22 protein-coding genes are annotated in these 25,985 nt (G+C 37.3%); 20 read left to right on the forward strand and 2 right to left on the reverse strand.

Annotation, left to right across the window (positions count from 1 at the left end):
- The first annotated feature begins 86 nt into the window (after nucleotides 1-86).
- The 6 genes from RV04_RS02390 (at nucleotide 87) to RV04_RS02415 (ending at nucleotide 6,236) form a co-directional block, all read left to right on the forward strand.
- Nucleotides 87-1,622: an ABC transporter permease/substrate-binding protein gene (locus tag RV04_RS02390; RefSeq protein WP_071856875.1), complete on the forward strand. Its 1,536-nt coding sequence runs from the start codon at nucleotides 87-89 to the stop codon at nucleotides 1,620-1,622.
- Nucleotides 1,623-2,576: an ABC transporter ATP-binding protein gene (locus RV04_RS02395; protein ID WP_071856876.1), complete on the forward strand. Its 954-nt coding sequence runs from the start codon at nucleotides 1,623-1,625 to the stop codon at nucleotides 2,574-2,576.
- Between the two features lies 1 nt (nucleotide 2,577).
- Complete coding sequence (locus RV04_RS02400) at nucleotides 2,578-3,903, forward strand: dihydrolipoyl dehydrogenase family protein (protein WP_071856877.1); 1,326 nt, start codon at nucleotides 2,578-2,580, stop codon at nucleotides 3,901-3,903.
- A 75-nt stretch (nucleotides 3,904-3,978) separates the two neighbouring features.
- On the forward strand, nucleotides 3,979-4,665 hold the full coding sequence (locus tag RV04_RS02405; protein ID WP_071856878.1) for a hypothetical protein: 687 nt from the start codon (nucleotides 3,979-3,981) through the stop codon (nucleotides 4,663-4,665).
- A 5-nt stretch (nucleotides 4,666-4,670) separates the two neighbouring features.
- Nucleotides 4,671-5,570, forward strand: a complete 900-nt coding sequence (locus tag RV04_RS02410; RefSeq protein ID WP_071856879.1) for a sce7725 family protein — start codon at nucleotides 4,671-4,673, stop codon at nucleotides 5,568-5,570.
- A complete protein-coding gene (locus RV04_RS02415; protein ID WP_071856880.1) occupies nucleotides 5,571-6,236 on the forward strand; it encodes a GNAT family N-acetyltransferase in 666 nt (221 codons plus the stop codon).
- Here the strand turns inward: RV04_RS02415 and RV04_RS02420 are convergent.
- Nucleotides 6,216-6,758 carry a guanylate kinase gene (locus RV04_RS02420; protein WP_071856881.1) on the reverse strand — a complete coding sequence of 181 codons (543 nt, stop codon included), beginning with the start codon at nucleotides 6,756-6,758 and terminating at the stop codon, nucleotides 6,216-6,218. The two genes, RV04_RS02415 and RV04_RS02420, sit on opposite strands and share 21 nt — an antisense overlap.
- Nucleotides 6,759-6,821: 63 nt before the next feature.
- Here RV04_RS02420 and pbp4 point away from each other — a divergent pair, with 63 nt between their 5' ends.
- From pbp4 to RV04_RS02455, 7 genes are all read left to right on the forward strand, one after another.
- Nucleotides 6,822-8,846, forward strand: coding sequence for a penicillin-binding protein PBP4(5) (gene pbp4 / locus RV04_RS02425; protein WP_071856882.1), 2,025 nt, complete (start codon nucleotides 6,822-6,824; stop codon nucleotides 8,844-8,846).
- A gap of 55 nt (nucleotides 8,847-8,901) precedes the next feature.
- Nucleotides 8,902-9,084 (forward strand): hypothetical protein, encoded by a 183-nt coding sequence (locus RV04_RS02430; RefSeq protein WP_071856883.1) that lies wholly within the window; start codon nucleotides 8,902-8,904, stop codon nucleotides 9,082-9,084.
- A 224-nt stretch (nucleotides 9,085-9,308) separates the two neighbouring features.
- Nucleotides 9,309-10,355 carry a DUF1002 domain-containing protein gene (locus tag RV04_RS02435; protein ID WP_084405495.1) on the forward strand — a complete coding sequence of 349 codons (1,047 nt, stop codon included), beginning with the start codon at nucleotides 9,309-9,311 and terminating at the stop codon, nucleotides 10,353-10,355.
- Between the two features lie 201 nt (nucleotides 10,356-10,556).
- Nucleotides 10,557-11,405 (forward strand): hypothetical protein, encoded by an 849-nt coding sequence (locus RV04_RS02440; RefSeq protein ID WP_071856884.1) that lies wholly within the window; start codon nucleotides 10,557-10,559, stop codon nucleotides 11,403-11,405.
- Complete coding sequence (locus RV04_RS02445; protein ID WP_071856885.1) at nucleotides 11,406-12,440, forward strand: hypothetical protein; 1,035 nt, start codon at nucleotides 11,406-11,408, stop codon at nucleotides 12,438-12,440.
- Nucleotides 12,441-12,632: 192 nt separating this feature from the next.
- Complete coding sequence (gene asnB, locus RV04_RS02450; RefSeq protein ID WP_071856886.1) at nucleotides 12,633-14,513, forward strand: asparagine synthase (glutamine-hydrolyzing); 1,881 nt, start codon at nucleotides 12,633-12,635, stop codon at nucleotides 14,511-14,513.
- Between the two features lie 298 nt (nucleotides 14,514-14,811).
- Nucleotides 14,812-16,698, forward strand: a complete 1,887-nt coding sequence (locus RV04_RS02455; protein WP_071856887.1) for an endonuclease MutS2 — start codon at nucleotides 14,812-14,814, stop codon at nucleotides 16,696-16,698.
- Between the two features lie 45 nt (nucleotides 16,699-16,743).
- Here the strand turns inward: RV04_RS02455 and RV04_RS02460 are convergent, their stop codons facing one another.
- Complete coding sequence (locus tag RV04_RS02460; protein ID WP_071856888.1) at nucleotides 16,744-18,843, reverse strand: LTA synthase family protein; 2,100 nt, start codon at nucleotides 18,841-18,843, stop codon at nucleotides 16,744-16,746.
- A 328-nt stretch (nucleotides 18,844-19,171) separates the two neighbouring features.
- On the opposite strand from RV04_RS02460, the gene RV04_RS02465 reads away from it, so the two are divergent.
- The 7 genes from RV04_RS02465 (at nucleotide 19,172) to RV04_RS02495 (ending at nucleotide 25,844) form a co-directional block, all read left to right on the forward strand.
- Nucleotides 19,172-19,978, forward strand: coding sequence for a gluconate 5-dehydrogenase (locus tag RV04_RS02465; RefSeq protein ID WP_071856889.1), 807 nt, complete (start codon nucleotides 19,172-19,174; stop codon nucleotides 19,976-19,978).
- 213 nt (nucleotides 19,979-20,191) lie between these two features.
- Nucleotides 20,192-21,520 (forward strand): H2O-forming NADH oxidase, encoded by a 1,329-nt coding sequence (nox, locus tag RV04_RS02470; RefSeq protein WP_071856890.1) that lies wholly within the window; start codon nucleotides 20,192-20,194, stop codon nucleotides 21,518-21,520.
- Nucleotides 21,521-21,632: 112 nt separating this feature from the next.
- Nucleotides 21,633-22,028 (forward strand): OsmC family protein, encoded by a 396-nt coding sequence (locus RV04_RS02475; RefSeq protein WP_071856891.1) that lies wholly within the window; start codon nucleotides 21,633-21,635, stop codon nucleotides 22,026-22,028.
- Nucleotides 22,029-22,116: 88 nt separating this feature from the next.
- Nucleotides 22,117-23,001: a LysR family transcriptional regulator gene (locus RV04_RS02480; protein ID WP_071856892.1), complete on the forward strand. Its 885-nt coding sequence runs from the start codon at nucleotides 22,117-22,119 to the stop codon at nucleotides 22,999-23,001.
- A gap of 155 nt (nucleotides 23,002-23,156) precedes the next feature.
- Complete coding sequence (locus tag RV04_RS02485; RefSeq protein WP_071856893.1) at nucleotides 23,157-23,918, forward strand: carboxymuconolactone decarboxylase family protein; 762 nt, start codon at nucleotides 23,157-23,159, stop codon at nucleotides 23,916-23,918.
- A gap of 15 nt (nucleotides 23,919-23,933) precedes the next feature.
- Entirely contained in the window at nucleotides 23,934-24,767 is an 834-nt protein-coding gene (locus tag RV04_RS02490; RefSeq protein WP_071856894.1) for an SDR family oxidoreductase, read from the forward strand.
- Between the two features lie 48 nt (nucleotides 24,768-24,815).
- A complete protein-coding gene (locus tag RV04_RS02495; protein ID WP_071856895.1) occupies nucleotides 24,816-25,844 on the forward strand; it encodes a zinc-dependent alcohol dehydrogenase family protein in 1,029 nt (342 codons plus the stop codon).
- The last annotated feature ends 141 nt before the right edge of the window (nucleotides 25,845-25,985 follow it).

Genomic DNA, 25,985 nt, shown 5'->3' on the forward strand with positions numbered 1-25,985 from the left:
ACTACTTTATGTGTAAGCCAATCCTTTTGTCTCTGATTTTGATTAAGTTATACTGAGAATAAGTCATAATATTGAAAGGAAAACACATGAATGAATTAATCAATACATTTAATGAACGAAAAGAAGAATTATTAAGTGCGATTTTTGAACATTTAGCGATTTCATTAAGTGCGTTATTAATCGCAGTAGTGATTGCTATACCACTGGCGATTCTTTTGAGTCAGCGAAAAAAATTGGCGGAAGTGGTTTTGCAACTAACGAGTATTCTGCAAACAATACCCTCATTGGCATTATTAGGACTATTGATTCCCTTTGTAGGTATCGGAACTGTTCCGGCATTGATCGCCTTGGTCGTGTATGCTTTATTGCCGATTTTTCAAAATACATATATTGGTTTAGCGGAGATTGATCCTTCAATCGAAGAAGCGGCTGATGCTTTTGGGATGTCGCGGATGCGTAAACTGTTACGGGTTGAATTGCCGATGGCGATGCCAGTCATTATTTCAGGAATTCGGACAGCATTAGTCTTAATTATCGGTACAGCGACATTGGCAGCGTTGATCGGAGCTGGTGGTCTAGGGACGTTTATTTTGTTAGGGATCGACCGAAATGATCCTAGTTTAACCTTGATTGGAGCAATTAGTGCCGCTCTACTAGCCATCATTTTTAGCGGCTTGATTCGCTTTTTACAGCATCGCAGTGGAAAAGCAACGCTGATTGCTTTAGGTGTGATTTGTTTAGGAATCGGGGGTATTTTCTTCGCTCAACATAATCCAGTTGGAAATGAAACGGTAACGATTGCTGGTAAGTTAGGTTCGGAACCAGATATTTTGATTAATATGTACAAAGAAGTCATTCAAGATGAAGATTCTTCGATCAATGTCGAATTGAAACCGAATTTTGGGAAGACGAGTTTCTTATTTAACGCAGTAAAAAGTGATCAAATCGATATTTATCCTGAATTTACGGGAACTGTGCTAGAAAGTCTAGTAAAAGTACCAAAAAGTACGGCAGATGATTTATCACCAGCAGCAACGTATAAAGAAGCCAATAAATTGTTGAAAGACCAATTCGAAATGGAATTGATCAAACCGATGAAATACGAAAATACCTATGCACTTGCAATGAAGAAAAGTGAAGCGCAAAAACGTGGAATCACAAAAATTTCAGATCTTAAAGCTCAGCAAGCTCAATTAAAAGCTGGATTCACTCTCGAATTTATCGATCGCAAAGACGGCTATCGTGGTATTCAAGACAAATATGGAGTGAATTTGAGTTCTGTTCAAAGTATGGAGCCTGCTCTGCGCTATCAAGCAATCAACAATGGGGATGTGGATGTAATCGATGCTTACTCTACCGATAGTGAAATCAAACAATATGATTTAGTGACGCTTGAAGATGATTTGAATCTCTTCCCGCCTTATCAAGGCGCGCCTCTGATGAAACAAGAATTCGCTGATGCACATCCTAAAGTGGTAAAAGCTTTGAATCGTTTAGCTGGAAAAATCACGGAAGATCAAATGGTTGAAATGAACTATTTAGTAAATGTTAAGAAAGAACAGCCAGCAAAAGTGGCGCATGACTTCTTAGTGAAAGAAAAAATCATTGGGGAGGAGCAGTAAATGGAATCAATTATTGAATTTAAAGATGTCAGTAAGGAATTTGAAGGCAATGTCGTATTAAAAGATTTGAACTTCTCCGTAAAAAAAGGCGAGATTTTTGTACTGGTTGGACCATCTGGAAGTGGGAAAACGACATCCTTAAAAATGATCAACGGCTTGATCGAACCAACAGATGGCAATCTGTATTTCAAAGAAAAGCGGATCAAAGATTATAATATTCAAAAGTTGCGTTGGCAGATTGGATATGTATTGCAACAAATCGCACTCTTTCCAACAATGAGTGTGAAAGAGAATATTGAAGTAATTCCAGACATGCTTGGTTGGAAAAAAGACCGGCGTAATGAACGCGTGGATGAATTATTGCAAGAAGTAGACATGGACCCGGAACTATTTCGTGATCGGATGCCTAGCGAATTATCTGGTGGGCAACAACAACGAATTGGGATCGTCAGGGCCTTAGCAGCAGAACCGGATATTATTTTGATGGATGAACCTTTCAGTGCCTTAGATCCAATCTCGCGAGCTAGTTTACAAGACTTAGTGATTAAATTGCATCAAAAATTAGGCAATACGATTATTTTTGTTACTCATAATATGAAAGAAGCAATGAAGATTGGTAGTCGAATTGCGGTTATGCATGAAGGAAAATTAATCCAGTGTGATACGCCTGAAGAAATTCGTAAAAATCCAGCAAATCAATTTGTCGAAGAGTTCTTTGATGAAACAACGGATGAAGTCTACACTCAAACCTTGGACGTGTTGTATAATGGCGGTTTTTATCAAGAGGCAACACAAAAAGAACGCACGTTGCCGATTTTAGCACTTGAAACGAGTATGAGTGAAATATTTGATTTATTGGCAGAAAAAGACGCCTTTTATATCAAAGAACATGAAAAAATTATCGGAGTAGTCAATCGTAGTGATGTCTTTCGTTTCTTGAGTCAGGAGGGTTAAGATGCCTAAATATGATGTAATTGTAATCGGTAGTGGGCCTGCGGGGAATGCAGCAGCCTATGCACTAAAAGAGCAAGGTAAAAATGTGGCGATAATCGAAGCCGATCTTTGGGGCGGTACTTGCCCGAATCGCGGGTGCGATCCGAAAAAGATGTTGATGAGTGGTGTTGAGGCTAAAATGCGGGTAGAGCGTTTAACAGGAAAAGGTTTTGAAACGTCACCTGAAATCAATTGGGAAGAATTGATGGCTTTCAAAAAAAGCTATACGGATTCAGTACCAGACAGCACGCAACACGGGTTAGCTTCAGCAAAAATCACAACCTATCATGGAACAGCTAGCTTTGTGGATTCAAAAACGATCGCTGTAGCCGATCAAAAATTAACTGCCGAACAATACTTGATTGCGACAGGACAGTCTCCCACTGTCTTGCCGCTTGAGGGAAAAGAACATTTGAGAAATAGCACGGATTTTTTAGCGTTAGAACAATTACCAAAAAAAGTCGCCTTTATTGGTGCTGGCTATATAGCATTTGAATTAGCCATCATCGCCAATGCGGCTGGAGCTCAGACCCATATTATTCATCATAATGATCAACCTTTAAAGGGCTTTGATCGAGAATTGGTCAATCAATTAGTAGAACATTTAGAAGCAGCTGGAATCAATTTTCATTTTAATATTGATACGCAAAAGATTGCTAAGCAAGCCGAGGGATATCAGATTATAGCGAATGATTTTGAATTGACGGCGGACTTAGTGATCGGTGCGACTGGACGTAAGCCCAATATCGATCATTTAGCTTTAGAAAAAGCTAATGTTGATTATGATAAAAAAGGGATCAAGGTGAATGAACGATTGCAAACAAGCCAAGCACATATTTTTGCTTGCGGCGATGTATTAGCAAAAAATACGCCGAAATTAACACCTGTTGCAGGATATGAAGCAAGTTATGTGGTCGAGGCGATGAATGGACAAGTGTCAGCGATTGATTACCCGTTGATCCCAACGATCGTTTTTGGTGACCAACGTCTAGCACGCGTTGGCGTCAGTGAAAAAGAGTTAGCAGAACATTCCGAGAAGTATCACACGCAAACCATCGATTTAGCTGGTTGGTATACTTACCAACGAATTAATGATCAAGGCGCAAAAATCAAATTTGTTTATGACGAAGCAGATAAAATCGTTGCAATTACTTGTTTAAGCCAATTAGCCGATGAGCTGATCAATTATTTAGTCATTCTTTTGACGAAGCAGATCACGCATGCTGAATTAGAAAAATTTATTTTTGCTTATCCTAGTCCTGCAAGCGATCTTTCATATTTTATCTAAAACAGAGGCTAGCCTCTGTTTTTTTTATTTTAGATATGCTACAGTTTACGAAAATATGTTCCCATGGTGATGAAAATGAAAACTACTTTAACGCAAGAAATAGAAAAAGCATTGTATTATTATTGTATTGAGACCGGTGCGATCGTAGTAGAAGAAGTCACGATGCCCGAAGATCAAGGAATTGTTGACACCTTGGCTTGCTTTTTTAAGCCAGATTTTACAGAATGGCGTTGCTACGAGTTGAAAGTAACCAAAGCAGATTTTTACTCTAAAGCCAAATTATCATTTGTCGGGCATTACAATTATTTTGTACTAACAGAAGCGTTATATGAAAAAGTCAAAGAAGATATCCCTAACGAAATCGGCGTATTGGTCTATCGACCCTATACAAAAGCTGAAGAACTACCAGCAGAAGGGACTTTTTTTGTAGCTAAGAAACCTTTACGGCAAGAACTGAAAGTAGACGAACAGGCCTTGACCCAACGTTTTATGGCTTCTTTGTTTCGCGAAGTCAGAAAAGCCAAGCGAATGGATTATGGGACAAGTTTCTTTTCAACCGAACAGCTATATAAAGAGTTGCGACGGCGTTTAGTTGACCAAGACAGTTTACATGAACATAATTATTACCAACGCTTTATTGAAGATGTCCGCGACGCGCGGATCGAAAGTTTAACTGAAGAATTGCGAGCCTTAGAACAGGACTATGAATTTTTACGTCAGCAACGTCAGGTACGGCGGCGCCCGACTGAACCATTGGAGTGATTAAAATGTATTATCCTTATATACGCGGTAAACAATTTGATTTGCTAGCTATCAACGCATTAATTAGTGCAAAACGTTGGTCGACTAAAATTTTACCGATCATCGAACCAGTTAGGGATTCGGCGACATTGAAAAAAACGATTGAATTATTTGATCAAAAAAAATTTGTTTGCTATTTGATCACTAATCCTCAAGTAGGTACAGCCAAACGCTTTGAAGAGAAACGTTTTGAATGGTCTTTAAAAACAGATACGACTGTTCACTCCGCGGAGATCGTGACTCTAGAGAATCCTTTTTTAGCCGATTTGTATCTTTTTAATTCGAAATCTCCCAGGGTAGTGGAGCAAGAAATGATTTCGGCCGAAGCTCGATGTGTGATCCCCGATCAGGGCCGCTTCAGAGTTTTAGCCTTACCAAATAAAATTTTATTGAAGGATGCTTTTCAAGTGCAAAAACATGTTGCAAATTATGCGGAAAAAGTAGATGATTTTTATAGCGATGAACATCTTTATTTAAATGAATCATTTGAGGGATTCAGTGATTATACGATTGAAGGTTCACGTTACTTTGATAAAGGTGGGCCAAGTCGTGCGATTGCTTTGCATATCAGCTATTTTGATGCCTATCTTAATCTGCGTGTGAAACACTTTGTCTCAGATAGTAATGAGACTGCTAGCGATCAAGCTGGAAAATTTTTTGAAGCCCTTGCTAAATTATCTGAGTGGTACCAACGCAACCAAGATCAGTTATTATTAACATTAGGCTTAAAAGAACTATTAGGCTATCAAGCAACAAAAAAATTCCCTGGGTTGGGAAGTATAAAGAAATGGTCGTTAGCCCATCATTTGGAATTAGTAGGTGCTTACTTAGAACAAAATGACCATTGGCAGAGAGGATGGGAATAAATGGGTTATGAAGATGAAGATTTTATTGTTAGACAAGCCAAGCAAATGGGCGAACTTTTGGGTGGTTTCCTAGGTAAGAAAGACACAGAAGCGATACTGTCTTTTGGTGAAGAAGCGCAAACAGAGGAGCCTAAAGAAGATGAACCGCATTTCGAGTTTAGGTCAAGCAATGAATCAGATATCACCACAATCGGGGTAATTGTCAATGAAGCAAAAAATTATTTGACAGAGCAAGGTTCCCCTCAGTGGCAGAATGGTCATGAACCACATGAAGCGATCATTCGAGAAGATCTTAAAAAAGAAGCCAGCTATGTACTGACAATGGATGATGAAATTGTTGGAACGGTGGCTTTGATTTCAGGAGTCGATCCCGTCTACGAAGCAATTGAAGGTGCTTGGCAAGAAGCAGGACCTTACGTAGCATTGCACCACGTCGCTGTTAGCCAAAAATACCGTGGTGCAGGGATCGGTGAAAAAACATTAAAAGCGGCAATCGAGAAAGCTGAAGAACTAGGGTTCAAAGATATTCGAATCGATACTTACCCAGCCAATCAACCCATGTTGGGATTGATTGGAAAATTGGGATTTAATTATTGTGGAATGATTTACTTTCCTTATGCAGATGGAGAACGAAAAGCCTTCCAGCTAATCAAGCGCTCGGTGTAATTGATGCATCATTTCTTCTAAGGACGTTTCGCCATCAATTTCAATCAATGTAGGAAATTTTTTTAGTTTTTTATATTCTTGCTGATCACTTTCAAAGCGAGCTAGCCGACGTTCTACTTCCGCTGGAGTTGACCGTTTATTTAAGCGCGTAAGTAATGTCTTTTTGGAAATATTGATCCAGATAGGAATCACTTGATCACCGAATAGTTGATGTAGATTCAAAAAGCCGATTACGGTGACCGGGTCGTAACAATGACCTTTAGCTAAAGCCGTTTGTAATGTATCAATCGCGATGCCATAGAACTGTTCGTCATAAACATCAAATTCAGCAAATTGATTGTCTATGATCATCTGTTTGAAGCTCTTTTTAGTTATAAAAAAGTAGTCACGTCCGTGAACTTCGCCGTGACGTGGTTCACGGGTCGTATATGAAATAATTTTTTGTTCAGGTGGGAATGCTTTTTCAGCTAGGCTTGTTTTGCCTGATCCGCTAGGTCCCATGAATAAATAGCAATGATTCATCAATAACACGTCCTTTTCTTTATTATAAAGAAAGAGGCCCAAGGAAGCTAGGGAGGAACTCTCATGGAGAGAAGTACACGTACAAAGAAACAAAATAAGAAACTGCCAATCATTATAGGAATAATCATCGTCTTGTTGATTGTAGGCTTTTTTGGTGTTCGTTATTACCAAGCACGCCAATTAGCAAAAACCGGTGAAGCAACAGTTACGACATTTGTAAAAAATCTGCAAAAAAAGAAGTATTCGGATACAAAGAAACAATTGTCTAGCGATGCTGTCAAAAAAGTGGGTTATACGAAGGCGGAAGTTGCTGAGAAGTACCAGTCGATTTTTTCAGGCATTAGTGCATCAAATATCAAAATGAAAAATCTAAAGGTCGAAAAGAAAAATGGGGCGAATCACTTTTCCTATGAGTTATCGTTCAATACCGGTTTTGGACAATTAAAAAATCAGAAGTATGCAGGTACATTGTCCGCTGACGGTAAACAAATCAATTGGAAACCAAATTTGATCTTTCCCGGGATGTCAGGAAAAGATAAAATCAATTACCAAGTCGATGCGGCAACGCGAGGTGAAATCGTCGATCGTAATGGTGAAGGCCTAGCCACGAATGGTACGGTCTATCAATTAGGCGTAATCCCTAAAAATTTGGGTAGCGGTACGGATCGCACGACCAAAATTGCGGCTATTGCTAAAAGTTTAGCTTTAGCAGATACAGACGTTGAATCTGCGTTATCCCAAAGTTGGGTTCAAGAAGATTTCTTTGTTCCCCTAAAAACAACTGCTGAAGCGCCGACGGAAACGCCAGAAGGATTAGAAGTCCAAACAACAACTGGGCGGACCTACCCATTGAAAGAAGCAGCAGCTCAATTGATCGGGTATGTAGGTAAAGTAACTGCTGATGATATTAAAAAGAATGCGGATCTTTCTACGGATAGTGTGATTGGTCGTAGTGGGTTAGAACGAGCTTTAGATAAACAATTGCGAGGCACAGGCGGTGGCTCATTAGCGATCACTGACAGTAAGGGAAACGAGAAAAAAGTTTTACAAAAAATTGAGAAAAAAGATGGCGAAACAGTTAAATTGACGATCGATAGTCGTGCCCAGCAAATCGCCTATAATAGTCTAGGTGGAAAAGCCGGTTCAAGTGTCGTCATGGCTCCTAAGACAGGGGAATTATTAGTAGCTGCTAGCTCACCAAGTTTTGATCCTAATAAAATGACCAATGGTATCAGCCAAACCGATTATGATGCGTATAGTAACGATGCGAACCAACCATTCATGAGTCGTTTTGCAACAGGCTATGCACCAGGGTCAACTTTTAAACCAGTAACAGCTGCAATCGGAATTGATGCTGGAACATTGAATCCAGACGAAGAATTAACGATTAATGGATTAAAATGGCAGAAAGACACTTCTTGGGGATCGTATCAAGTGACGCGTGTTTCTGACGTTAGTCCCGTTAATTTAAAGACGGCTTTAGTTTATTCCGATAATATTTATATGGCACAAGAAACGTTGAAGATGGGTGAGAAAACGTTCCGCGCAGGATTGAATAAATTTATCTTTGGTGAGGATTTAGATTTACCGATCTCAATGGATACTGCACAAATATCAAGTAAAGACAGTTTTAGTTCGGAGATTTCTTTAGCCGACACTGGGTATGGACAAGGACAATTATTATTAAATCCAATCCAACAGATTACGACTTATTCCGTTTTTCCTAATAATGGAACCTTGGTTTATCCAAAATTGATTGCAGACAAAGAAACGAAAACGAAAAAAGATGTGATCAAAGCGAGTTCAGCAGCTACCATCACAAGCGATATGCAAGCAGTCGTAAGCGATGAGAATGGGACTGCACATAGTTTAGCTGCCCTAAATATCCTGCTAGCTGCCAAAACTGGGACAGCAGAAATCAAACAAAAACAAGATGAAAAAGGACAAGAGAATAGCTTCTTATATGCCTTTGATTCAGATAAACAAAATTATTCAGTCGTTGAATTTTTAGAAAACAAAGCAGAAGGAACGTCTGCTACTGAGCTTTCAAAGGATTTATTGACGTATTTGCATCAGACTTATCAATAAAATACTTGTCTGAGAAGCTAATGCTTGGTAAGATATCCAAGAAGGACGGTGTCTTATGAACAAACGACAACGAAAAAAACAAGCATACAAACAATATATCCGTGCAATTTTTGAAGGGTATGAAAAAATGTTAGAAGATGCTTCAATTAAAGAATTGCACTTCAGCTATTTAAAAGAAACGACTTATTTGGAACGTGATGACCAAGATAAGATTCATTTCACTACAAAAGAAAAATAATGAAAAGGACTTCTCAGCTTACTTTGGTTGAGAAGTCCTTTTTAGCGCGGAGGTCTAAAAGTAGAGTATGCATAATTATCATGAACTTACCTCCATCTTAAGACTGAAAAATTCATTAAGAGATTCTTAGCATCGTAAATATTTTTATAAAAAAGAGGGTTCAAAGGCATAAAAATCATGAAGTGAGCTAAAATAAGGGTATGGAAAAACAGGAGGGAATAGTAATGAAACTTCATAAATATATTTTATTGGCAGGATTAGGCCTATCGTTAGGAGCAGGCTTGATCAGTCAAACAATCGCCCATGCAGCTTCTTCTTCTTCTGATGACGGTGCGATCAATGAACGTTGGGGGAAACCAACATTTGTGGCAGGAGCAGGCTTGAACCAAACACAATTATCGGAAACGATGAATAAATTAGGTGTGACGCAAGACAATGTAAAAACGGAGCAAGCGACTGGTGCAGATTTAGTGAAGTATTTAGGTTATGGAAGTGGCGATGATAGCGTCATGTTGAGTTCAGTCGTTGTGAACCGCGAGGATCAAGGCAAAGGAATCAATGTAAAAATCTTAACACCGGAAAATATTACTCAAATCACAGCAGATCAATATAAAAATCCGTTAGTGACAGCAGGGATCACCGATGCTACAGTCAAAGTAGCGAGTGTTGTCAAGGTAACAGGTGAGAGTGCTTTAACAGGTGTTTATAAAGCTTTTGAAGCAAACGGTGAAACAGTCGATCCAGAACGTGCTCAGCTTGCACAGACAGAATTAGATACGACTTCGGATGTTTCTCAATCAGTAGTGAACAAAGCCAATGAACAAAATGATAATCAAAATTTAACTGATAGCGAAAAAGAAAAAGCCGATGAAGCTTATAAAGCACAATTGAATCAAACCTTAGTCGATATCAAAAAAGAGTTAGCTGACTTAAAAGAAAAACAAGGGGAACTAGCTACTAAGGCGGATGTTGAAAAAATCGTCAATGATGCATTAGCTAAAAATAATCTCTCTGACTATGTCACGACAGACGACGTGAACAAACTGGTCTCTTTAGCGGAGAAATATCAAACAACTGATGGCGTATTAGACAAAGAGTCAATTGCTCAATTAGACAAAATCAGCGATGATTTCAAAGGTACCGTCAATAAATTATCCGATCAATTAGGTAGTTTTGGCGACTCGCTTAAAGGAACACTTGAGAATAATCAAGGTTTTTTCGCAAATTTATGGCAGCAAATCAAAGGATTCTTTAGTGGATTAACAAACTAATTAAAAAGATTGTGTCATTTTTTCGAAGGACACAATCTTTTTTTATTATCTTTAGCAGTTATTGCTTATCAATCAGGCGCTGCTAGGGTAAAATGAAAGAGTGAATTTAATTCAAATGCAGTTATCGTACGATTTAGCAGAAATAATAATTATGGTAATATTTATGATAGAATTCAATCAAAAAATAAAGGAGGGTCTTAGATGGAGACTCCAGAAAAACAGGAAGAACTTCAAAACGATACATCGTTTAATTCTGTAAAAGAATCTGCTTCAGGTGTGCTAGGTGGTTTGATGGGCCAACTTAAACGATTAGAAGAAGCAATGGACGAGGAACGAATGGGCGATGTCTATCGAATTTATTGGAATGAATTGCCCATGTCCATTCAACAGTCGAGTAATGAGAACCATGAGATCGATAATTTTTTGACTAGTAAATTAGATCAAGAAATTCAACGGACATTCCCATTTATGATCATGCGTGAAGTCATTTCACCTGTCTTAATGGATTACCAAATCGGTAGTTATTATCGAGATCGGACGGTCCTTCAAGTTGACGCGACACAACCTGCGATCAAAATCTTTCCCTTAATCCGTGAGCAATGGGAAAAAGCAGCATCAGGTAAATACAAAGCAGAGATGGCTGAGTTACAAAACCAGCAAGATGACTTTGATGCAAAATCAATTGCTGCTCAATCGGAGCTCCGTGGATTGAATGAAAAGATTTCGCAACAAGAAAAACAAAAAGCAGAATTAGAAGAAACAAAGACTTTTATGAATCGCAAGAAGATCGAAGATGAGATCGAAGAAATCGATCAAGTCATCAAAGATTTGAAGCAACAACGAAGTCAATGGACGCCGTTTGTTGGTGATCAAATGTCTGGCAAATCACAAAAAATCGAACTAGCTAATAAAATTGCAGCACTAGCATTAGAACAAGCAATCGCTTTGAAAGAATTACGGTTGATCAATAAACGTTTTGGTGGGTTGGTAGAAATGGATGTTGCCCTTGATCGGTTTATTGAGGATTTTTTGAATAAGGGGGCAAAATAGATGGCAGATGAAAAAAATAAATTCAATCAAATTTATGATACATTAGTCAATTCTGATGAAGATCCAGCCTTGCATATTCGTGAAAAAGAAACTCTACATCCTGAAGATCCAGCTTTAGAAGAAAAGAGTGATCAAGTGAAACCTTCCGATCAAGAAAAATCGGTCAGTGAAACATCCCTGACTTATTATGATAACCGCCAACAAAGCTACCAAGATTTATTAGAACTGATTGATGATGCGGAAAAAGAACTCGCAGATCTTAAATTCCGCAAGTTACTGATGGAATCAGATTTCTTAGCTTTATTAGACTACTTCAATCAAATCTTTGTTACTAAAGAAAAGCAAGCCTCGGCTATTGCTAAAGGGGCCTTGTTAGAATTCTTCACCTTTGAATTAATTAAACCGCTAGAAGGCCATGGACTACAGTTGTCAACCAATGATTTTTCAACATGGGAAAGTAAGTATTTCAATCTTTCTTACCGTTTGATGGATAAGAATGAAATCGGGTTTAGTTTTATGATGCCAACATCTGATGGAAAATTCCGCAATGAAAAAATTAAATTGATGGAAGTTTATCCTGAATCAATGAAGGTAAAAGTCTTTGATGATGCTGTCTTGACTTTATTAAAAGATTGTTACAGTAATCATATTTATACAAGTGGCCAAAATTCAATGTTCAGTCGTGAGATGAATGATGTGATCAGCCACATGAAAGCATTAGGCTTTGAATTCGATGAAAATCTATTGGATAACAGCAAACCGTTGGATATGTCTGTAACGATCCCGCATAAAGTACCTATCGATGTACTAGATCGAATATTTATTACTACAATGGATCATGAAAAATATGATTTCAAAAAAATCGGGGATGAACATTATTTAGTTGCGTTAGATGGTCAACAAACCGTGACGATCGCTCAAGACGATGCAAGTCAGACTTGCAAGCTAACTATGAATACTGATCGAAAGAACAAATCATTGATTGAGTTCTTCGGTAGCTATCCATTTTTAGTCCCATTAACAATCACAGATTAAAAGCAAGAGCAAGAGACATGTTTTTCGTTTCTTGGCTCTTGCTTTTTTTAGGTATTTGAGGAAAAATTAAATTTTATGGCTTTTTTTCTAGGAAATTACGTTCACTCGTGAAAGTCCGTAAATCCTATGATATACTTTGAAAGTTGATATGAAAGAGTATCAGATTACCATGTTTGAAAGAGGGTAGAGATTGTGTGTGGAATTGTAGGATTTATTGATCGTTCAAATACAACGCAAAAAGAAAAAATCGTTAAAGATATGATGGATACGATTGTCCACCGTGGACCAAACAGCGCGGGACAATTTATTGATGAAGGTGCTGCACTAGGTTTTCGTCGTTTAAGTATTATCGACCTTGAAGGCGGTACACAACCAATTAAAAATGAAGATGAAACAAAGATTATCACTTTTAACGGTGAAATCTATAATTATCAAAGCATCCGTGAAGATTTGATCGCTAAAGGTCATATCTTTACGACTCATGCAGATACAGAAGTATTGCTACATGGTTACGAAGAATACGGTGTAGAATTGCTACAAAAAATTCGTGGAATGTTTGCTTTCGTAATTTGGGATACTGAAAAACAAGAATTGTTCGGTGCTCGTGATCACTTTGGAATCAAGCCGTTATATTATGCTATGATGAACGGTACCTTTATGTATGGATCGGAAATCAAAAGTTTCTTACAACATCCAAACTTTGTTAAAGAATTGAATAAGGAAGCTTTAAAACCATATATGACCTTCCAATATTCTGCTTTAGACGAAACATTCTTCAAAAATGTTTATCGCATCAAAGAAGGCCATTACTTCATTTATAAAGATGGTCAATTAGATATCCAACAGTATTGGGATGTCAAAGAACAAGAAACAACGATGACATTAGATGAAACGGTTGATTTGATCGACAAAACAGTTGTCGAATCCATTGAAGCACATCGAATCGCAGATGTTGAAGTAGGTTCTTTCTTATCGTCAGGCGTTGATTCAAGTTATGTGACAGCTGTTTTACGGCCAGAACATTCATACTCGATCGGATTTGGCGACAAGTCTTATAATGAATCCATCGAAGCTAAAAAATTAGCTGATTTGATCGATTTGAATAATACTTCACGCGTCGTTACAGGCGACGAAGCATTTGAATATTTCCCATTGATCCAATACCATTTGGATGAACCAGATTCAAATCCTTCATGTGTACCATTATACTTCTTAGCTGAACTTGCTAGTCGTGATGTTCGTGTAGCTTTAAGTGGTGAAGGTGCAGATGAGTTATTTGCTGGTTATTCTGAATACGGGATGCACACAAAATCAAAAGCCGTTAAAGTAGTTGCTGAAGGGCTAAAAAAATTACCTAAAGGTATGCGTTATTCAATTGCTAAAGGACTGAAAGGAAAAACCTTTAAAGGTGCTTTACATTTGTATACTTCAGTTGCACCAGCAGAAGAATTCTTTATCGGACAAGCTAAAGTATTCGAAGAAGATGAAGCAGTCGATTACTTGCAACCGGAATTCAAACAAAGCCCATCAATCAAAGATATCGTCACAAAGCATTACGATAAAGTTCAAGACATGTCAGAAATCAAAAAAATGCAATACTTAGATATGCACCAATGGATGCCTAAAGATATTTTATTGAAAGCTGATAAACTATCAATGGCAAGCTCGTTGGAAGTCCGTGTCCCTCTCTTAGACAAAGAGTTGATGAAAGTTTCTGAAGTTGTTCCAACAAAATATTTGATCAATGCTGAAAATACCAAATATGCCTTCCGTCAAGCGGCTGCCCGTCACTTGCCAGAAGAATGGTATAACCGTGAAAAATTAGGTTTCCCAGTTCCGATCAAAGACTGGTTACGCGAAGAAAAATATTACCAAATCGTTCGCGACATCTTTACACAAGATTTTGTCTCAGAATTCTTTGACCAAGAAAAAATCGTTAAATTATTAGATGACAACTATGCTGGTACAGCTGACGGTCGTCGTAAAATTTGGACGATCTATACTTTTTTGACTTGGTATCAAGTGTATTTCATCAATGATGGTAGTAAACCGGCACCGGTCGCGATTGCGTAATATTTTTAATAAATTTGACAAATGTTTTGTGTCAAGTTAGACTATTCATAAGGAAACTTAACAAAAATTATGAGGTGTCGTTGTGAGTGTAAGTATTTAATTTGGAGTAACTTAATAGCGAAAAAGAACTGTTTAGTCAGGCTTATTTCGCATGCCAAATTAGATACCTATCAAAGCTAAGCAATAAAAGCTGTGAAGAGGAGTCTTCACAGCTTTTTTCTATTTATTTTTAGCAATCTATTTCTTGTTAAGTTCCCAGGCCTCGATAGGAATCTTTTCATTTTGAAAGGAAGAGACCATGAATAACGAAACATTTACAAAAACCCAATTTAATGAAATCAAAAGACAATTAAGTAGCTATGCTATCAGTAGTTTCGGAAAGCAGCGGATTGAAAATACACAGCCCCAGTCAAAAATTTCAGTTGTCGAAAAAAGATTAACTGAGACGACTGAAGCAAAACAACTACTTGATAGTAATCTTCATGTCCCTTTTATGGGCTTACAAAGTATCGAACATCTTACGAATCAATTGGGCAAGGGATTTGTCCTAACACCACAGGAATTGCTTGAATATGCTGATTTTTTACGCAGTTTTCGCTTGATTCGTCAATTTTTCGCAAAAAATCAAGCAGTTGCTCCAGTGTTACATCGCTATGCTCAAGGCCTAACTGACTTTAGTGAGATTGAGACAGAGATCTATCAAGTTATACGCAATGGAGGAATCGTTGACAGTGCCAGTCGAGAATTACGCCGAGCGCGCCGTGATATCGCTGAAACACAAGATAAAATTCAAGAGTTGCTAAAAAAATTCATTCGTCAAAATAAAGAAAAGATGCAAGAGGCAATCATTACTAAGCGCAATAATCTTTTCACGGTTCCGATTAAATCGGCGTATAAAAAACAAGTTAAAGGGACCGTTATTGAACTTTCTAATAAAGGGACTACGGCTTATATGGAGCCTAGTAATGTTAGTCGCTTAAATGAGCAATTAGCCTATCTTAAAATGGTCGAAGAAGCGGAAGCTTACCAAATTTTAGCAACCTTGACGGGATTATTGGCCGAAGTTTTACCAGTCATTCAACAAAATATTGAGATCATTGCTGAATTCGATTATATTTTTGCTCGTGGAAAATTCAGCCGAGAATTAAAAGGAATCACACCGAAAATAAATTGTGACGGCTACCTTCATTTGATCGCTGCGACCCATCCTTTGATTGAACAGGCGGTACCGCTAGATGTAACAATTGGTGGAAATTATCGCGGATTAACCATCACTGGTCTAAATGCCGGTGGAAAGACGGTCGTTTTAAAAACAGTCGCTTTAATGACTTTAATGACTATGATTGGCTTACAAATCCCAGCGCAAGTAGGAACCGAGATTGCTCTTTTTGATCAAATCTTTGTTGATATCGGCGACGATCAAAGTATTGAAAATGCTTTGAGTACTTTTTCTGGTCACATGTATAATATTTCTCGTATTTTGAGCCAAATAGGTAAAAATAGTTTAATCCTATTGGATGAACTGGGAAGTGGAACAGAACCAAATGAAGGTGCCGCTCTAGCGATTGCCATCATGGAAGAATGTTATCAAAAAGGGAGCATTTTAATTACCACGACCCATTATGGTGAGATTAAACGTTTTACAGAAAACCATCCTGATTTTATTACGGCAGCAATGGATTTTGATGCAGAACAGCTCACACCAAAATACCGATTGCTAATCGGTCAATCAGGAGAAAGTAATGCTTTATGGATTGCTAAAAAGATGGCGATCTCGGATAAAATTATTGAAAAGGCCCAAATGTATTTTTCTGATCGAAATTATCAACTAGAGAAGAAAACATTTAAAACAAAAACAATACAGAATAAAGTTTCTGGTATAGTAGAGTCTTATTCCAAAGGAGACAAGGTTTTCTTATTAGAACAGCAAAAGTCGGCGCTTGTTTATCAAGAAGTGCCATTCACGGAGAACATTTCTGTTTATCTGGATAATGAATTGATTGAAGTATCGAAACGACGAATCAAATTAGAATATCGAGCAGCGGATCTTTATCCGACTGATTACGAAGTGGAAAACTTGTTTGTCACTTTCGAAACGCGAAAAGAACTTCATGATTTGCAACGAGGGTCGAAAAAGGCGCAACATAAATTGAGAAAAGAAGCTATGCTAAGGAAACAAAATTAAAAAAATCCTCCAGTTTTTCGACTGGAGGATTTTTGCTATTATTCATTAGTTATATTGTTGATAAGTCTTAGTTTTATACAATCCAACAGTCGACTGTTGATTATTTTCACTATATAGACTAGTTGAATGAGAACCTTTTTGTTTTTCGATTGCTTCTAAACGTTCAAGCTGATTATGATAGTCAAAGGTCGCTGGGTCGATGGGAGCTAATCCACTGTCTTGATAAAAACGCAATAAATCACCATTGTTGATTTTATCGGAAGTAATCAATTGCTCATCGACATCTTGGTTTAGTTGCGTAAATAATTTTTCTTGTTCTGGAGTAGGATCAGCGATCACAGTTCCCGTTTGGTTATTATACATTTTGCCGCCGTAGAAGGTATATTCCGGAGTCACAAAATCCCCATCTCTAAAGGCGACCACTTGTTTATGCTCATCAGAAAATAAATCTTGTCCTAATTGCAGATAGTTTTTAGAATCGACTCCTAACAGATGAAGCAGAGTAGGAAGCGCATCGACTTGCCCACCATAGGTATGATTGATTCCACCAGTCGTTACACCAGGAATATGGATCATGAACGGCACTCGTTGCAATTGAGCATTGTCATAGTCTGTCCAACTAGAAGAATCTTTGCCTAATAACGGAGCCAATTCTTTATTTCTTGTATTCGAGATACCATAATGATCGCCGTATAATACAAAAATGGAATTATCATATAGACCGCTAGCTTTCATATAATCAAAAAACTCTTTTAATGCAGTATCTAAATAATTAGCCGTAGCAAAATAACCGTTGATTGTTTCATCTTTTGTATTCGCTAATGGAAATCCGTCTTCATCGTTTTTAAAGCGTGAATAAGGATAGTGATTGGATACAGTGATCATTTTTGCATAAAAAGGCTGTTGTAGATGTTCTAAGTATTGGACCGATTGATTTAAGAAAGGCTTGTCGTGCATCCCATATTGGAATGAATTCTCATCATTGACGTCATAATAAGAAGAGTCAAAAAAGTAGTCAAATCCTAAATGCTTATAGGTTTTTTCTCGGTTCCAGAAGGATGCAGAGTGACCATGAAAGACAGCTGACGTGTAACCAGCTTTTTGCTGCAGGATATTTGGTGCAGCTTCAAAAGTATTTTTATCCCCCATTTGAGTAAATAAAGCCCCTTGATTCAAACCAAATAATGAATTCTCCATTAAGGTTTCGGCATCGGAAGTTTTACCAGCTTTGACTTGATGGAAAAAGTTATCAAAACTATAAGTGCTTTCTCCATGATACAAACTATTTAAAAACGGAGTAACCGTATGTTTTTCCCCATTCTCATCGGTCAACTGATAATCGATCAAAAATTGTTGGAAGCTTTCTAAATGAATGTAAACAACATTTTTTCCTTTGGCGATACCAAACATCGAATCATTCGGTTCTGCGTAATGATTTTTGACATAATGTTCGACTTCTTTTAAATCTGTTGGACTTGCTTCAGCTCGGATTTGATTGTTTTGATACGTTTGATAGCTATCATAGATAGTAAACGCATTGACACCTAAGTATTTAACTAAAAATTCACGTGAAAATTGCCGACTCAACAGACCAGAGCGATCGACTTCGGCTAAAAATAAATCGCCGCTACCAATTAGCAAAGATAAGGCGGTAACAGCCGTTGCTTGTCGAAAACGTGGCTGTCTTTGATCAATTGGTAGGACTCGTTTTATTAAAAGGACTGGTAGGACAATTAAATCGATAATATAAAAAATATCATACCAACGAAATAAGCGTACAGCACTTTCTCCTAAACCAGTTGAAACTTGGCCTGCGCCTAATAAAGTATTGATCGTGATGAAATCGGTAAATTCACGATAATAAACAGCATTTGAAAACAGCCAAATTGCCAAGGTAGCATAGAGGATAAAAAGGGTTGTATAGGCAGCTTTTGGTCTATGGATGAATAAGCCAATCGATAATAAAAGCATTGAAACGCTAATTGGATTGATCAGTAAAATAAAAAGTTGCATCGGACCTTGGAGGCTTAGATGAAAGTCTACTAGATAAGCAAACATATTTTTTATCCATAGGAGGACAAGCAGGAGGCTAAAAAAGCCCATCCTCGTTTTAATAAAATCGGTGATTCTTTGTAAATGAGACATGTATATTCTCCTAATATTTTTTTTAATGTTTCTTAAATAGTTTATCGGTTTTCAGAAGGAAGGTCAAACTTAAACAGGGGAAAATAATTGATATAGCAGCATTATGACGATATATTTATTAGTTTATCAATAAAACTTAACCCAAAAGCATGAAAGTTTGTAAATGAGGCATCCATAAATCAAAGAACTAAAAATATCGCAAATAAAATAATGTAAAATCAAAAAATAATCCTATCAAAACGTTAAAATTAACTCGCTCAATCATTTGGTTTTAACTGTGCCAGTAATTAAAATAGATTATACTAGATAAGGAATGGAGTCGATAAAAATGGATTTTAAGATGGACATGTTTCAATTAGATGGTAAAGTCGCTTTGATTACGGGCGCGATTTATGGAATTGGTTTTGAAATTGCGCAAGCACTTGCGAAAGCTGGTGCGACAATTGTATTTAATAGTTCCAAGCAATCGTCGGTGGATCAAGGGCTTGCTAGCTATCAAAAAGCTGGAATAAAGACACACGGTTATGTTTGTGATGTTACAGATGAAAATGCGGTCAAAAAAATGATCAATCAAATCGAGTCAGAAGTTGGTACGATCGATATACTGGTCAATAATGCCGGGATTATTAAGCGGATTCCAATGTTAGATATGTCTGCAGAGGATTTTAGAAAGGTGGTGGATGTAGATTTGACCGGGCCCTTCATTGTTTCTAAAGCTGTTTTACCAAGCATGATTGAGAAAGGTCAAGGTAAAATCATCAATATTTGTTCGATGATGAGTGAATTGGGAAGGGAAACCGTCGCAAGTTATGCTGCAGCAAAAGGCGGCTTGAAGATGCTAACAAAAAATATTTGTTCAGAATTTGGTTCAGCTAACATCCAATGTAACGGTATTGGTCCCGGATATATTGCAACGCCACAGACTGCACCGTTAAGAGAAAGACAACAGGACGGTTCTAGGCATCCTTTTGATCAATTTATTGTTTCAAAAACACCTGCTGGTCGTTGGGGTGAGACAAGTGATTTAGCTGGACCAGCAGTATTTTTAGCATCGTCAGCATCGGATTTTGTAAATGGACAAATTCTTTATGTGGATGGCGGGATTTTAGCCTCTATCGGAAAACAACCAGAATAAAAAAACTCTGCTTATTAGCAGAGTTTTTTATTATTTAAGTAATTTTTGTAAAGGTTTGCAAAGTTACATTTTGAGTATTTCTTATACTTGATAGTAATTTGATAGAGAAAAATCATTTTAATACAAAAAAAATTATCAAAAGATAATGAATATAATCTATCAACTGTGTATAATGAATTCGTAAGTTAAATAAATCACAAGGGAGTTTTTTATATGACCAAAACAGTTATTATCGGTACCAATCATGCAGGCATCGCCGCAGCAAATACCTTATTAGATAATTATTCAGATCAAGAAATTGTAATGATTGATAAAAATACTAATTTAAGTTATTTAGGTTGTGGTACCGCTCTTTGGGTAGGAAGACAAATTGATTCTTATGAAAACTTATTCTATACAAATAAAGAAGCCTTTGAAGAAAAAGGAGCCAAAATCTATATGGGGACTACTGTCAAATCCATTGATTTTACTCAAAAAATTATTCACTGCGAAAATCCAGAAGGAACGTTCGATGAAAGCTATGACAAATTGATTTTAGCAACAGGTTCGAAACCGATTGCACCAAATATTCCAGGAAAAGATTTAAAAAATGTTGAATTTTTGAAATTATTTCAAGATGGACAAGCGGTTGATAACGTTATTGGACAAGCGGATGTTAAAAATGTGGCTGTTATCGGCGCTGGTTACATCGGTGTTGAAATAGCTGAAGCCGCAAAACGTCGAGGAAAAAATGTTTTGCTATTCGATGCGGCGGAACGTTGTCTACCAAATTACTATGATACGTGGTTTACTCAAGACATGGATCGTGTGTTAAGCGAAAACGGGATCGAATTGCATTATAATGAATTGGCTAAAGAATATCTTGGTCAAGAAAAAGTTGCAGCGATTGTCACAGACCAAGGAGAGTATCCTGTGGATTTGGTTATCAATGCCATTGGTTTTGTTCCCAATAATAATTTAGGAAAAGAACATTTAGACTTGTTTAATAATGGTGCCTATCTAGTAGATCTCCATCAACAAACGAGTGATCCAGATGTTTATGCAGTGGGTGACTGTTCAACTATTTATTCTAATGCGTTACAAGAGACAACTTATATTGCATTGGCGACTAACGCTGTTCGTTCAGGAATCGTAGCAGGACATAATATCGGTGGTACGCCATTAGAATCGATTGGTGTTCAAGGTTCAAATGGGATTTCAATTTTTGGCTATCATATGGTTTCTACCGGTTTAACTGTTCAAGCAGCAGAAAAAGCAGGTTTTAAGGTAAAATATACAGAATTCGAAGACTTGCAAAAACCAGGATTTATGAAAGAAAATAATAAAGTAAAAATTCGGATTGTTTATGAAGAAAGCTCTCGACGTATTTTAGGTGCGCAGATGGCCTCTTATGAAGATATCTCAATGGGTATTCATATGTTCTCGTTGGCGATCGAGGAAAAAGTAACGATCGATAAATTGAAACTATTAGATATCTTTTTCTTGCCACATTTCAATCAACCATATAACTATATTACGATGGCGGCACTAAGCGCTGAATAACTTAGAAAAACTCAAAAAGAAATTCTTTTTGAGTTTTTTAATGCACTTTTTTTGACTAATTTAGTGAAATAAGCCAAAGTTGAAGCAGAATATTCTGTAAGGGGCGAAAAACATGGCAGTAGAGATGTTAGAAATTTATCAACTAGACAAAAATAAGTTTGAAATGCACACGAAAAAAGGTGAGTGGATCTTAACCAAGGAAAAAGGGTATTCTCCTGTTCAAATGTTAGTAAGTTCAGTCGCGGCTTGTGGTGGCTATGTTTATAGTTCGATCTTAGAAAATTCTAAAATCGAAGCAAACATTTCTAAAATCGAAGTTAGTTATCGCCGCAGTGAACAAAAAAAGGCAGAACCTATCAGTGAAATCCACATAAAATTTATTGCTAGCATACCAGAAATTGACCACAAAAGAGCCCTTCGATGTTTGAAACTGATTCCAGCTAATTGCCCTGTCATGCAATCATTAGATCCAACGATTCAAGTCACTGAAACAGTGGTATTTATTTAGCACATGATCGACGACATATTTTAACTTGGCTTGATAAGTAGCGCTTTTTTTGTTTTACTTACTGTATAAAACGATAAGTGGTGAGCATATGCTTTTTAAACAAATGAACTATTTTGTGTCTGTGATCGAAAAGAATAGCTTCACTGAGGCCGCAGAAGAGTCATTTGTCTCTCAGTCAGCGATCTCTCAGCAAATTCGATTATTAGAAGAAGAATTAGGCGTTGAATTATTGCACCGTCAACACCGCAAATTTTTTGTCACGCCGGCGGGCGATTATTTTTATAGAGAAGCGAAGCGATTATTAGCAGATATCGATGCTGTAATCACTGAAACCAAACGTGTAGGGGGAGATAGTGAAACACAACTTAATTTAGGCTATCTCCGCGTATATAGTGGCCAAGAATTGCATCAAGCCATTGCTGAATTTTCAGAGACGTACCCAGAAGTTTCGATTAATATTATTAATGGGACCCACGAAGAGCTTTATCAAGAACTTCGACAAAATACGGTAGACGTCATTTTAAGTGATCAACGACGGGCATTTTCTGCTGAATATATCAATTATGAATTGATACAGCCTAAAGTGTATATTGAAATAGCTAGTAGAAATCCATTTAGCAAGAAAGAAAAAGTTGAAATCGAAGCATTAAAAAATATCCCCTGTATTTTAGTAGCAAGTACGGAACAACAGCCTTTAGAAGAAGATTTTTATCGGAACACACTGGGATTTAATGGAACATTTCTGTTTGCTGAAAGTTTGGAAGAAGCACGGCTTATGGTTATTGGCAATCGTGGTTTTTTACCAATCGAAATCGCTGGAACTTTGACTGGTCCTCCGGTATCGGTTAAACGTTTACCGCTGTTAAAGAATGATGAAGCTTTGATTCGTAATTATTGTGCCTTTTGGAAAAAGAAACGTACAAATTATTACATGGAAGAGTTCGCGCGTGTTCTCCATAAATTCTTCAATTAAGCTAATAAAAGTAATAAAACCTGTGGTTGATCCAATCATAGGTTTTTTTGTATTAGAAAATCTTATGCATGTCATAAGTAAGGCGAATTGTTTCTAATTATTCGGACATCTATACTAAGCAATATAAAGAGCAGTTAAAGAAACGGGGAATCAAGATGAACATAACTAAAAATGCAGAAAATTTTCATGAGAAAATGTTTCCAGGATATACTTCTGATTTTTTAATCACAGATCCAGAATTTATTGAACGGTTTGATAATTTTGCATTTGATGAAGTGATTAATACGATTGATTTAGAAGATAAAACACGATTTATCGCAATTTTAGCCACTTTGCTGGGATCTCAAAGTATCGATGAGTTTCGTGCCATGGTACCGGCAGCAATGAATTTTGGTGTGACCCCAGTCGAACTAAAAGAAATTATTTACCAAAGTACAGCTTACCTGGGGATCGGTAGGGTCTTTCCATTTTTAAAAGCCATCAATCAGATTTTTGAAACACTAGGTATTTCTTTACCACTTCCAGAACAAGCCACCACTACTACTAAAGATCGTTTAGAAAAAGGGAACGCTATCTTAACTGCTCTTGTTGGTCCACAAATGAAAAATTTTGCTACAAGTGGACCAAAGGAATCACAACATATCAATAGATGGTTAACGGAAAATTGCTTTGGTGATTACTATACTCGTAACGGATTAACACATCAAGAAAGAGAAATGATTACTTTTTGTTTTTTGCTAGCTCAAGGCGGTTGTGAAAATCAACTTACTGCACATTCAAAAATAAATATGCAGATAGGAAATGATAAAGAATATTTGATCAAAATTATCTCTCAGGTATTACCGTTTATCGGTTATCCAAGAAGCCTTAATGCTTTAGCTTGTGTCAATTTAGCTGTCGAACAAATGAATGCATAAAATGGAGGGAATAACATGTCAAAAACATATTTAATTACAGGTGTAAGTAGTGGATTTGGGTACGAAATGACCAAACAACTATTAGCAAAAGGTGAGACAGTTGTCGGTACCGTACGAAATGACAAAAAAGTACAATCTTTAATTGAAGAATACCCAAATACTTTTTTTAGAAGATTTTTGGACGTGACAGACACAAAAGCCATCAATGAATTAGTGGCAGATATCTATCAACATGTCGACAAAGTAGATGTATTGATCAACAATGCTGGTTATGGTTTGTTTGGCGCCGCGGAAGAATTATCTGCAGAAGAAGTCAATCATATCATTGCAACCAACCTAACGGGTTCAATTGAAATGATCCGTTCGATTTTACCTCACATGAGAAAACAAGGCGGAGGTCGGATCATCCAAATGTCTTCATATGGAGGCCAAGTAGCTTTTGCTGGGAATTCAATGTATCACGCAACGAAATGGGGAATCGAGGGATTTATCGAAGCGGTTGCTCAAGAAGTGGTACCGTTTAATATTGGGATGACGATCGTTGAACCTGGTGGAGCTCGAACAGAATTTCGTTATGGATCTGCTCAAGTAGCTCAATTAATGCCTGAGTATAATAAGAATCCGGCACATGAATTCTTAACAATGTTAGATCAAAAAAATGGACTAGCGCCGGGCGATCCGGAAAAGATGGCCGCAAAAATTATCGAAAGTGTCGCAATCGAACCGGCACCGTTGCGGATGGTTTTAGGAAGTATTGCTTTAAAATCAACAATCGATACATTAGAAAAACGGTTAGAAAACTTTAAAAGTCAAACAAAGTTAGCTGCCTCTACGGATTTTATTGAGTAAAGAAGTTAAAAAAATCATATAATTCAAAAAGATAGGAGAGAACTAACTATGAAAGCGACAATTTTTGTTGAACCTGGAAAAATGAAAATCGAAAATATCGATAAGCCTGAAATTAATGGAGAAGACCAAGCGATTATTCGTGTTGTTCGGTCAAGCGTTTGCGGATCTGACTTATGGTGGTACCGAGGAATTTCGGAAAAAGAAAAAGGTAGCACCGCAGGTCATGAAGCGATCGGCGTAGTAGAAGAAGTAAGTAAAGACGTTAAAAATATCAAAGCTGGAGATTTTGTCATTGTACCGTTTACCCACGGTTGTGGTCATTGTACAGCGTGTAAAGCAGGATTTGATGGCGATTGTCTGAACCACGCTTCTGGGTCAAGTAGTTTTCAAGCCGAATATTTACGTTATGTGAGTGCGAGCTGGGGTTTAGTAAAAATTCCAGGAAGTCCCGAAGACTATTCAGATGAGATGTTAAAATCGCTGCAAACGTTAGCAGATGTTATGGCTACTGGATTTCATGCAGCAAAAACCGCAGAAGTCAAAGCTGGAGAAACAGTCGTTGTCATGGGTGACGGAGCGGTAGGATTGTGTGGCGTGATTGGAGCAAAATTATTAGGAGCAAAAAGAATTATTGCCATGAGTCGGCATGAAGATCGACAAAAATTAGCAATCGAATTTGGCGCAACTGATATTGTAGCAGAACGTGGAGAAGCTGCAGTGCAAAAAATAATGGATCTAACTGAAGCTGGTGCAGATGCTGTTTTAGAATGTGTAGGCACAAAAGAATCAATTGAAACGGCAGTTAAAGTTGGACGTCCTGGCGCTATAGTTGGACGAGTTGGTGTTCCACATATTGATGAGTTAGATACGAATGCGTTATTTTGGCGTAACATCGGTTTACGCGGAGGGATTGCAGCTGTAACGACACATGATAAAGCAATACTATTAAATGCTGTCTTAAAAGGTGAAATCAACCCAGGAAAAGTATTTAATAAACAATTCACTTTGGATAATGTTCAAGTAGCTTATGAAGCAATGGACCAAAGAGAAGCAATCAAGTCTTTGTTGATTATTTAAAAAAGCGTAACTTAAAGAAACTCTACGAATAATTCGTAGAGTTTCTTTTTTTATATAAAGTATATCGATACTAAGCGTTGAGTATATTAAATGTGCTGAACATTTTTCATACATAGTGAATTCAAAATCATTTAATTTTCC

The organism is Enterococcus hermanniensis, from assembly GCF_001885945.1.
Lineage (GTDB): Bacteria > Bacillota > Bacilli > Lactobacillales > Enterococcaceae > Enterococcus_A > Enterococcus_A hermanniensis.

What these genes read in the sequence shown, in the direction of transcription:
- RV04_RS02490 (WP_071856894.1), top strand. Translation starts at nt 23,934, where the DNA reads ATGTCAAAAACATATTTAATTACAGGTGTAAGTAGTGGATTTGGGTAC.
- RV04_RS02495 (WP_071856895.1), top strand. Translation starts at nt 24,816, where the DNA reads ATGAAAGCGACAATTTTTGTTGAACCTGGAAAAATGAAAATCGAAAAT.
- RV04_RS02445 (WP_071856885.1), top strand. Translation starts at nt 11,406, where the DNA reads ATGGCAGATGAAAAAAATAAATTCAATCAAATTTATGATACATTAGTC.
- RV04_RS02480 (WP_071856892.1), top strand. Translation starts at nt 22,117, where the DNA reads ATGCTTTTTAAACAAATGAACTATTTTGTGTCTGTGATCGAAAAGAAT.
- RV04_RS02410 (WP_071856879.1), top strand. Translation starts at nt 4,671, where the DNA reads ATGTATTATCCTTATATACGCGGTAAACAATTTGATTTGCTAGCTATC.
- pbp4 (WP_071856882.1), top strand. Translation starts at nt 6,822, where the DNA reads ATGGAGAGAAGTACACGTACAAAGAAACAAAATAAGAAACTGCCAATC.
- RV04_RS02475 (WP_071856891.1), top strand. Translation starts at nt 21,633, where the DNA reads ATGGCAGTAGAGATGTTAGAAATTTATCAACTAGACAAAAATAAGTTT.
- RV04_RS02455 (WP_071856887.1), top strand. Translation starts at nt 14,812, where the DNA reads ATGAATAACGAAACATTTACAAAAACCCAATTTAATGAAATCAAAAGA.
- RV04_RS02415 (WP_071856880.1), top strand. Translation starts at nt 5,571, where the DNA reads ATGGGTTATGAAGATGAAGATTTTATTGTTAGACAAGCCAAGCAAATG.
- RV04_RS02390 (WP_071856875.1), top strand. Translation starts at nt 87, where the DNA reads ATGAATGAATTAATCAATACATTTAATGAACGAAAAGAAGAATTATTA.
- RV04_RS02430 (WP_071856883.1), top strand. Translation starts at nt 8,902, where the DNA reads ATGAACAAACGACAACGAAAAAAACAAGCATACAAACAATATATCCGT.
- RV04_RS02405 (WP_071856878.1), top strand. Translation starts at nt 3,979, where the DNA reads ATGAAAACTACTTTAACGCAAGAAATAGAAAAAGCATTGTATTATTAT.
- nox (WP_071856890.1), top strand. Translation starts at nt 20,192, where the DNA reads ATGACCAAAACAGTTATTATCGGTACCAATCATGCAGGCATCGCCGCA.
- RV04_RS02440 (WP_071856884.1), top strand. Translation starts at nt 10,557, where the DNA reads ATGGAGACTCCAGAAAAACAGGAAGAACTTCAAAACGATACATCGTTT.
- RV04_RS02435 (WP_084405495.1), top strand. Translation starts at nt 9,309, where the DNA reads ATGAAACTTCATAAATATATTTTATTGGCAGGATTAGGCCTATCGTTA.
- RV04_RS02485 (WP_071856893.1), top strand. Translation starts at nt 23,157, where the DNA reads ATGAACATAACTAAAAATGCAGAAAATTTTCATGAGAAAATGTTTCCA.
- RV04_RS02465 (WP_071856889.1), top strand. Translation starts at nt 19,172, where the DNA reads ATGGATTTTAAGATGGACATGTTTCAATTAGATGGTAAAGTCGCTTTG.
- RV04_RS02460 (WP_071856888.1), bottom strand. Translation starts at nt 18,843, where the DNA reads ATGTCTCATTTACAAAGAATCACCGATTTTATTAAAACGAGGATGGGC.
- RV04_RS02395 (WP_071856876.1), top strand. Translation starts at nt 1,623, where the DNA reads ATGGAATCAATTATTGAATTTAAAGATGTCAGTAAGGAATTTGAAGGC.
- RV04_RS02400 (WP_071856877.1), top strand. Translation starts at nt 2,578, where the DNA reads ATGCCTAAATATGATGTAATTGTAATCGGTAGTGGGCCTGCGGGGAAT.
- RV04_RS02420 (WP_071856881.1), bottom strand. Translation starts at nt 6,758, where the DNA reads ATGAATCATTGCTATTTATTCATGGGACCTAGCGGATCAGGCAAAACA.